Origin of the sequence: Bradyrhizobium sp., assembly GCF_019242285.1 — a bacterium.
GTDB lineage: Bacteria > Pseudomonadota > Alphaproteobacteria > Rhizobiales > Xanthobacteraceae > Bradyrhizobium.
In genome coordinates, this window is sequence record NZ_JAFAVV010000027.1 from 1 (window position 1) to 7,412 (window position 7,412).

Sequence of the window (7,412 nt, forward strand, 5' to 3'; positions counted from 1 at the left end):
GCGCACCGTCCACACCAAATCCCCATAGCGCGCGGCTCCGCTCCACCTCAATTTCCCGCGGGTTCCTTCCCTGGAGGCTTTCCGACGACGGCCCATGCGCAAGCGGCGCCGTCCTCCGCGGGCCGTCGTCCGAAACCCTTCACACGAGCAGCCGGTCGCGAATATACCTTCTCGGGCGCACCAGATTCATCACTGGATCTAGGTAGTACGCTCTCTCAGTCGGTCGTCCAAAATCGCCACATGATGACGCTAAGGAGATAACCAAAGTGCAGTGCTAACATTCCGATAGTCCTGCCTTGCGGAGACCATCGAACAAGTGCTCGGCGTCCGTCTGGTTCTTGTAGACGGCGGTGGTTTTCCATCTGTCGATGGTAAATCGCGGCTCGATACGCCGGACTTCGTCGGCTGCGGCCTGCGCTTCAGCGAAATGTCCGGCCTGGGCGTATGCCGAGGCCAACCACAGTTTGACGATGCGAAAATTGGGCATCCGCCATGCGCATTCCCGCAGTGGGGGTATCGCCTCCGGGTAACTATTCAACATGTAATGCGCGTGGCCAATGTAGCCCAGCCGGCTGGCATTCTGGAAGGGATCAAGACGAACATTAGCCTGCAGAATATCCCTAGCGCGTTCGGGCTCACCTGCAAACATTAGACAGAGACCGAAGCTGGTATCGGTAAAGTTGGGATTGAGTGAGATGGCCCGCTCATATTCCGCGATCGCCGCTTCATGTCTTCTTTGAAACAAGAGCACCCATCCAAACTGGGCATGCGCTTCGGGCAGACCGCCATCGAGCTGCACGGCTTTTCTGGCGAACTCATGAGCGCGCTCCAGGCCGGCTGCGAGCAAATAATCACCATCGCGCGGTTCTAGGTATGTGGCTACGTAGGACCGCGCGAGAATTGCATAAGCACGTGCATAGTTTGGATCGATCGACAGCGACTTTTCAAGGAAGCGACGCGCTTCGTAAGTCGAGGCGACCGAGCTCTCGGTGAACCCCAACCAATATGCTCGCGTACCCTGTAAGTAATAATCATAGGCTTCCCAGGCCGCCGGCGGCTTCAACAGGGTGCGTTCGGCTTCGGCCATCTTCACGTAACCAGACAGCACCGTGACGATCGCGCGCGTGACCTCGTCTTGAACCACGAACACATCGCTTACCTCGCGGTCGTACCGTTCGGCCCAAAGGTGAGCGCCGGAAGCAGCATCGATCAACTGTGCGCTGATGCGCATGCGATCACCAGCGCGCCTGATGCTGCCTTCCAATACATAACTGACGCCGAGCTGCCGCCCTACATCCCGAATATCCAGCGCCTTACCTTTATACTGGAACGTCGAATTGCGCGCTATCACAGCAAGTTCCGAGAACCTCGACAGCTCTGTGATGATGTCTTCGGTAATGCCATCGCTGAAATACTCCTGCTGCGGATCGCCGCTGAGATTTGCAAACGGGAGTACGGCGATGGAGGCCCGATCGGTTATTCGGGGCTTGGAGCCCGCGCTGCTATCGGCGAGCGGCGAGGCGACGACGGCTCCGGGGCCGATGTTCTCCGGATGCTGGAAGACCGCACTCGAAAAGCGGTATCCCCGACGCGGCAAGGTCTTGATGATTGTCTGATCCGCATCGCCAATCGCCTGGCGCACTTCGCTAATGCAGCGCGCGAGCGACTCGTCGGTCACGATCGTGCTCGGCCAGACCGTCTTGATCAATTCGTCCTTTGTGACAAGGCGTCCGACATTTTCGACCAGGCAGCGCAATACCTCGAAGCTCTTGGGACGCAAATCGACTTCGCGATCGGCCGCCTTCAAACAGCCTTGCACAACATCCAGCGTATAATCACCGAACCGGAATATCATAAGCGCGGTTCTTTTTTGCCACCGCGGATCGACCCATTGTTCGGGGATGCCCGGTTTCAGGCAATTTCACGGAAATTGCATTTTTCCTTCAAGACTGGAGACCGAAGTTACCGCAAAATAGTTAAAACATCAATCAGCGAGCCCGAGCCATTGACCGGGATTTGGGACTGGATGCAGCCATGATCACGAAGCGACATTTCACACTTGGACTGTTTGCAACAACCCTGACATCGATGGTCCCGCAGGCCTGGCAACTGGCGCAAGCACAAACCGGCGCTAGGGGCGCGCGTATCATGGTGGGTTTTGGGCCCGGCGGGGCGCTGGACGTCACGGCAAGGCTGCTTACCACGGCGATGAAGGATTACGCCTCGCCCTTCATTGTCGAAAATCGACCCGGCGCAAGCGAGCGCATTGCGCTCGAAGCCGTGAAGTCCGGTGCCGCTGATGGCACGACTCTGCTCTTGACGGGATCGTCTTCAATGGCCGTCATTCCCCACGTCTACAAGCTCGGCTACGACCCGTTGCAGGAATTCACGCCTGTGACTACCGTTTGCCGTTTCCCTTTCCTGCTCGCAGTGGGACCGATGGTGCCTGGTCAGGTAAAGACACTTGCCGACTTCATAGCATGGTGCCGCGTCGATCCCGGTCAGGCGACGTACGGTACGATCGGCGCCGGTTCGCTCCATCATTTCATTGGTGTCGCGCTGGCGCGTGCTGCAGGGTTTGAATTTACCCATGTGCCGTATCAGGGGCTGGCGGCAGTTCAGGACTCGCTGGCCGGCCGGATCGCCGCGACGATATTTCCGGCGGGCGTTTCGCTGCCTTACGCCCAGTCAGGAAAGCTACGAGCTCTGCTCACCTCAGGAACACAGCGTATCCCGGCGCTTCCCGATGTGCCGACGGCCAGGGAACTCGGATATCCCATAATTGAGGAGGACGATTGGTTCGGCATCTTCGTGCCGGCAAGGATGCCTGCGGAAGCGGTCAAAACCCTTAACACCACTATCCGCGCCGCCCTCAAGACCGACGATGTCAAAGCGGGATTGGCGAAGATGTTTCTCGACCCGGCCGGAGAGCCGTCGGAAGATTTCGCCAGGCTGGTCAAGTCGGAATTCGACCGGTGGGGCCCGATCGTGGAGGCGTCCGGGTTTAGGGCGGAGAATTAAGATGCGAACGCCTCATCAGATTCTCGGACCGTTTTTTCCACTGGGGTCAATACCCGTCACCCAGGGGGACCTTACTGAAAGGGGGCACGCCGAGGGCGAGATCATTGAGGTGACGGGACGTGTCCTTAATGACAAGGGCGAGCCTATTCCCGCCGCAAGATTGACGATCTGGCAAGCCAATAGCTTTGGCCGATACGTGCATCCAAATGATCCCAACCCTGCGCCACTGGATCCAAACTTCAGAGGCTTTGCTATCCTTCAATCCGGCTATGATGGCGGATACTGGATCAAAACCGTGAAGCCCGGGCCTTATCCCGTGGGCCCCGACTGGATGCGCGCGCCCCACATTCATTTCGAAGTCAGCGGGCAATTCGAGCGACTGATTACACAGATGTATTTTCCGGGCGAACCACTGAACGCGTCCGATCGGCTGTTGATGTCTGTAGCCAACCCCGATTTGCTGATCGCCAAGCCGCTCCCGCTTACCCAAGATCGTTTTGGCGTATTGCAGTTCGATATTGTACTTGCGCGCGGTTGAACCTCATTGAAACTTTAGAACGCTCGTCTCATGCCAGCCGTTTCATAACCACTCGTTCGAGAAGTTGCGTTCGGAGCATTGTTCCCTAGGAAATGAAGCCGGCTGCTCCGTCAAAACAGGACGTCTCAATTCGCGCCGAGTTCGGTCATTAAGTGCCATCGGACTTGGCAACATTTAGCGGAGTGGACGAAGGTCTCCGCAGGCTGAAAGGTGATCATAGTGTCCGGCGGCCCCGCGACGGGAGGATTCCTTTTGCTCGCTGCCGGCGTTTCTCTGCACCACGGAGAACGGGCATGCCAGGATCGCTGGGAGACAAGATCGGCGAAGGCGTCTTCGCTGATGTCCACGCCTGGGCGCCCGCTCAGGTCGTCAAGTTGTCCAAGCCAGGTATCCCGCAGTGGGTCGTCCAGCACGAGGCGCAGATGACCCGAGCGGTGTTCGCCGTCGGCGGCCCGGCGCCGGAGATGTTCGGCGAAGTCAACCTGGACGGTCGCTTTGGCATCGTGTTGCCGCTGTTCGATGGGCCGGCGCTGACACAGGCGACGCGCACCGGCACCGTCACGCGTGAACAAGCGGGCGCCATCCTTGCGACGCTCTGCCTTGCCGTTCACAAGACGCGACCGCCGCCGGAGGCACCTTCGCTGCGCGAGGCGATAGACGCAAGATTGCGGTTCGCCGGCCGCGTGCTTCCGGAGCGCATCACCAGCGGCGTTCTCGCGCTGATCGAGCATCTCGCACCCGATAACGTGCTGTGCCATTCCGATCTGCACACCAGCAACGTGATCATGACGGCGCAAGGTCCAAAACTGAGCGACTGGCTCGGCGCGGCCCGGGCGCCTGCCGCCTACGAGATTGCACAGAGCCATGTCCTGATTGCCGAGCTTGACCCGGAATACGCCGACGATCCGGAGCGGGCTACGGTCAATTCAGTTCTGCAGGCGGAGTATGCGCGGCTGGCCGGCCTAGCCCCTGCGGCGTTGAGGGCGGCGATGCAACCCTATTTGCCGATCGCCCGCGTCTTCCTCGTGCTCGGCGGGGCCAGGTCCGACATGCGGGAGCGGTTGATCCAGCGCGTCGAGGCGGCCCTGCGCTCGGCGGGGTGTTGACTCTCGGTCATCCCGTCTACGCCGGGCCAACATACTCGCTCCGGCATGCCCAGCCATGGCCTTCGAAGAAGGGCGGCGCTTCGCCGCCTATGACGAGTTACCATAGGGTGAGGGTCACAGCAACACGGGGACTAAAGATGCAGGGATCGCTGGGCGAAAAGATCGGTGAAGGCGCCTACTCCGAAGCCTACGCCTGGGCGCCAGAGCAAGTCGTCAAACTGTTCAAACCCGGTGTGTCGCGGTGGATGCCGTGGTTTGAGGTGCGCATGCTCCGCGCCGTCCTCGCCGCAGGTGTCCCGGTGCCGGAGGTTTTCGGCGAGGTGACCTTGGACGGGCGCTTCGGCATCGTGCTGCAGCGGCTCGATGGACCGACCCTGCTGCAGCTAACCCGAACCGGCGGGGTGACGTTCGAAGAGGCCGGCGCGATCGTAGCAGCTCTCGCCATGTCCATTCACAAGACACCCCTGCCGCCGGAGGTCCTCTCCATGCGCGAATATATGGAGGCCGAGTTAGGGCACGACGACGGCAAGCTCCCGAAGCACATCGCCACTGAAATACTCGCGCTGATCGATCGCTTGCCGCCGGGGGACGGGCTTTGCCATACCGACTTGAGCCCCGGTAACGTGATCATGACAGCGGAAGGCCCAAGGCTCGTCGACTGGAGCGGCGCGAGGCGCGGGCCCGTCGCCCTCGAGCTTGGCTTCTTGCACATCATCCTTTCCGAACTCGGCCCGGAAATAGCGGACAATCCAGAGCGGCCGCGCGCTACCAATGCCGCGGCGCAATCCGAATATGCGCGGTTGGCCGGCATGTCTCCCGCGGATCTGACGGCGGCAATGGAGCCGTATTTACCCATCGTCCGCACCTTCGTTGTCCTCGGCAACGTGGTGCCTTCGCTGCGGGAACGGCTGATCCAGCGCATCGAAGCGGCTCTGCGCTTGGAAGACTGAATTGTTTTGGTCGCGCGCGCGAGCCGGAGTGGCCTGTTGAAGCGAGCCGTCAGTGTCTCCTTTGGGTCGCGTCGATTTGTCATATCCGCGTCATGTCCGGTTAGAGGGTATTCTCGGAAACGCCGATTGTCCGGTTTTGCCGGTTGATGGTTCTGCCCGAGACGTGATTCAAGCTCCGAAACTGGAGCCTAGAATCATGCGCTACGAACTCAGCGATTACGAATGGACCGCCATCAAACCGATGCTGCCGAACAAGCCGCGCGGCGTTCGGCGCGCAAATGACCGTCGCGTGCTCAATGGCATCTTTTGGGTTCTGCGTTCAGGTGCTCCCTGGCGCGATCTGCCGGAGACCTATGGTCCCCGCACCACTTGCTATAATCGCTTCGTTCGTTGGCGGCAGGCTGGCGTATGGGACCGGATCATGGATGCACTGGCCGCCGGTCATGACGCGGCGGTGCAGATGATCGACACCTCGGTCGTCCGCGTGCACCAGCACGGAGCCTGCATCACCGACAACAATAATCAAGATATGGGTCGCTCGCGAGGGGGCCTGACCAGCAAGATTCACGCGGTAGTGGACGCTAACGGCCTGCCGGTCTATCTCGCGCTCACGCCGGGTGAGGCGCACGACAATCGGATGTGTTCGGTTCTTCTGAGCGCGTTGCTTCCACAAACGATGCTGCTCGCGAATCGTGGGTACGACGCGGATTGGATCAGGGAACTTGCCCGCCAGCAAGGCGCCTGGGCCAACATTCCGCCGAACCGCAATCGCAAAGACCCGATCTGCTTCAGCCCGTATCTGTATCGCGCGCGCAACTTGATCGAACGGTTCTTCAACAAGAGATCAAACAATGTCGGCGTATCGCGACCCGATACGACAAACTCGCGGCCAACTATCTGGCCTTCGTCAAGCTCGCATTAATCCGCATTTGGCAACGTGCTAATGAGTCCGCGCCCTAGCACTACTTTGGCAGATTGTTGATTTTGTCGCGTTTTATGGGATTCCCGAATCAATTTTTCAATGATTCATAGGTGGTCGGCTCCGGGAGGGCTGACCATGCCGGGATGGGAAGACGAACTCGAACGCTGGCTGATGCCGTTCTTGGACCGGCTGGGTCATAAGACGCGGCAGCGGATGTGTCCTCTGTATGTTGCGGGATTGATCGGTCCTGGCGATCGCAAGAGCGTTCAGCCGATGGCGGAACGCCTTGCCACGAGCAACTACGACCAGTTGCACCATTTCATTGCGGACGGTGTCTGGGACGCTACGCCGCTGGAGACAGAGCTGCTCAACCAGGCGGACCGACTTGTCGGCGGCAGGGATGCGGTGCTGGTTATTGATGACACCTCACTGCCGAAGAAGGGTGAGCGCTCGGTCGGTGTTGCAGCTCAATACGCGTCGGCTCTCGGTAAAACGGCAAATTGCCAAACGCTGGTGTCTTTGACGCTTGCGCGCGGCGAAGTGCCAGTGATGGTCGCGTTACGTCTCTTTCTGCCAGTTTGACAAGCGACGTGTCTCGTTTGAAGCGCGCTCGCGTGCCAGTCGAACACCGAACGCCACGGTCCAAGCCGGAGATTGCTTTGGCCGAAATTGACCGCGCGATGGCGGCCAACTTGCGCTTTGGATGTGTGCTGGCGGATGCAGGATACGGATGCTGATTCCGCTCGATGTCGCCCACCGTTCCGATTTGATGTCGCCCGCCATTCCGAGATGATCTCGCCCAGCATTCCGGGATGATGTCGCCCGGGGTGACGAGGCCTCTTCTGGCTCCGATACGGTCCCGCCTTTCGGCTTTG

General features: G+C 59.8%; 6 protein-coding genes and 1 pseudogene. 6 read left to right on the forward strand and 1 reads right to left on the reverse strand.

The genetic code is table 11. From position 1 onward, the window contains the following. Positions 1–274: 274 nt before the first annotated feature. The gene (locus JOY90_RS01345; protein ID WP_291689378.1) at positions 275–1,855 is read right to left on the reverse strand and encodes a winged helix-turn-helix domain-containing protein; all 1,581 of its coding nucleotides are present in this window, start codon (positions 1,853–1,855) and stop codon (positions 275–277) included. Positions 1,856–2,034: 179 nt separating this feature from the next. On the opposite strand from JOY90_RS01345, the gene JOY90_RS01350 reads away from it, so the two are divergent. The 6 genes and pseudogenes from JOY90_RS01350 to JOY90_RS01375 all read left to right on the forward strand — a co-directional run. Continuing rightward, the gene (locus JOY90_RS01350) at positions 2,035–3,021 is read left to right on the forward strand and encodes a tripartite tricarboxylate transporter substrate-binding protein (protein WP_291689379.1); all 987 of its coding nucleotides are present in this window, start codon (positions 2,035–2,037) and stop codon (positions 3,019–3,021) included. Position 3,022: 1 nt separating this feature from the next. Continuing rightward, a complete protein-coding gene (locus JOY90_RS01355; protein WP_291689380.1) occupies positions 3,023–3,559 on the forward strand; it encodes a protocatechuate 3,4-dioxygenase in 537 nt (178 codons plus the stop codon). Positions 3,560–3,852: 293 nt separating this feature from the next. Beyond that, complete coding sequence (locus JOY90_RS01360; RefSeq protein WP_291689381.1) at positions 3,853–4,665, forward strand: phosphotransferase; 813 nt, start codon at positions 3,853–3,855, stop codon at positions 4,663–4,665. Positions 4,666–4,802: 137 nt separating this feature from the next. After that, the gene (locus JOY90_RS01365; protein ID WP_291689382.1) at positions 4,803–5,615 is read left to right on the forward strand and encodes a phosphotransferase; all 813 of its coding nucleotides are present in this window, start codon (positions 4,803–4,805) and stop codon (positions 5,613–5,615) included. A gap of 196 nt (positions 5,616–5,811) precedes the next feature. Beyond that, positions 5,812–6,575 (forward strand): IS5 family transposase gene (locus tag JOY90_RS01370; protein ID WP_291689383.1). Its coding sequence is split into 2 segments (ribosomal slippage): positions 5,812–6,456 and positions 6,459–6,575, totalling 762 coding nucleotides; the frame shifts between segments, so codons are not numbered across the junction. Positions 6,576–6,636: 61 nt separating this feature from the next. Beyond that, positions 6,637–7,268, forward strand: a pseudogene (locus JOY90_RS01375) (IS701 family transposase); the annotation flags it as partial. Between the last annotated feature and the right edge of the window lie 144 nt (positions 7,269–7,412).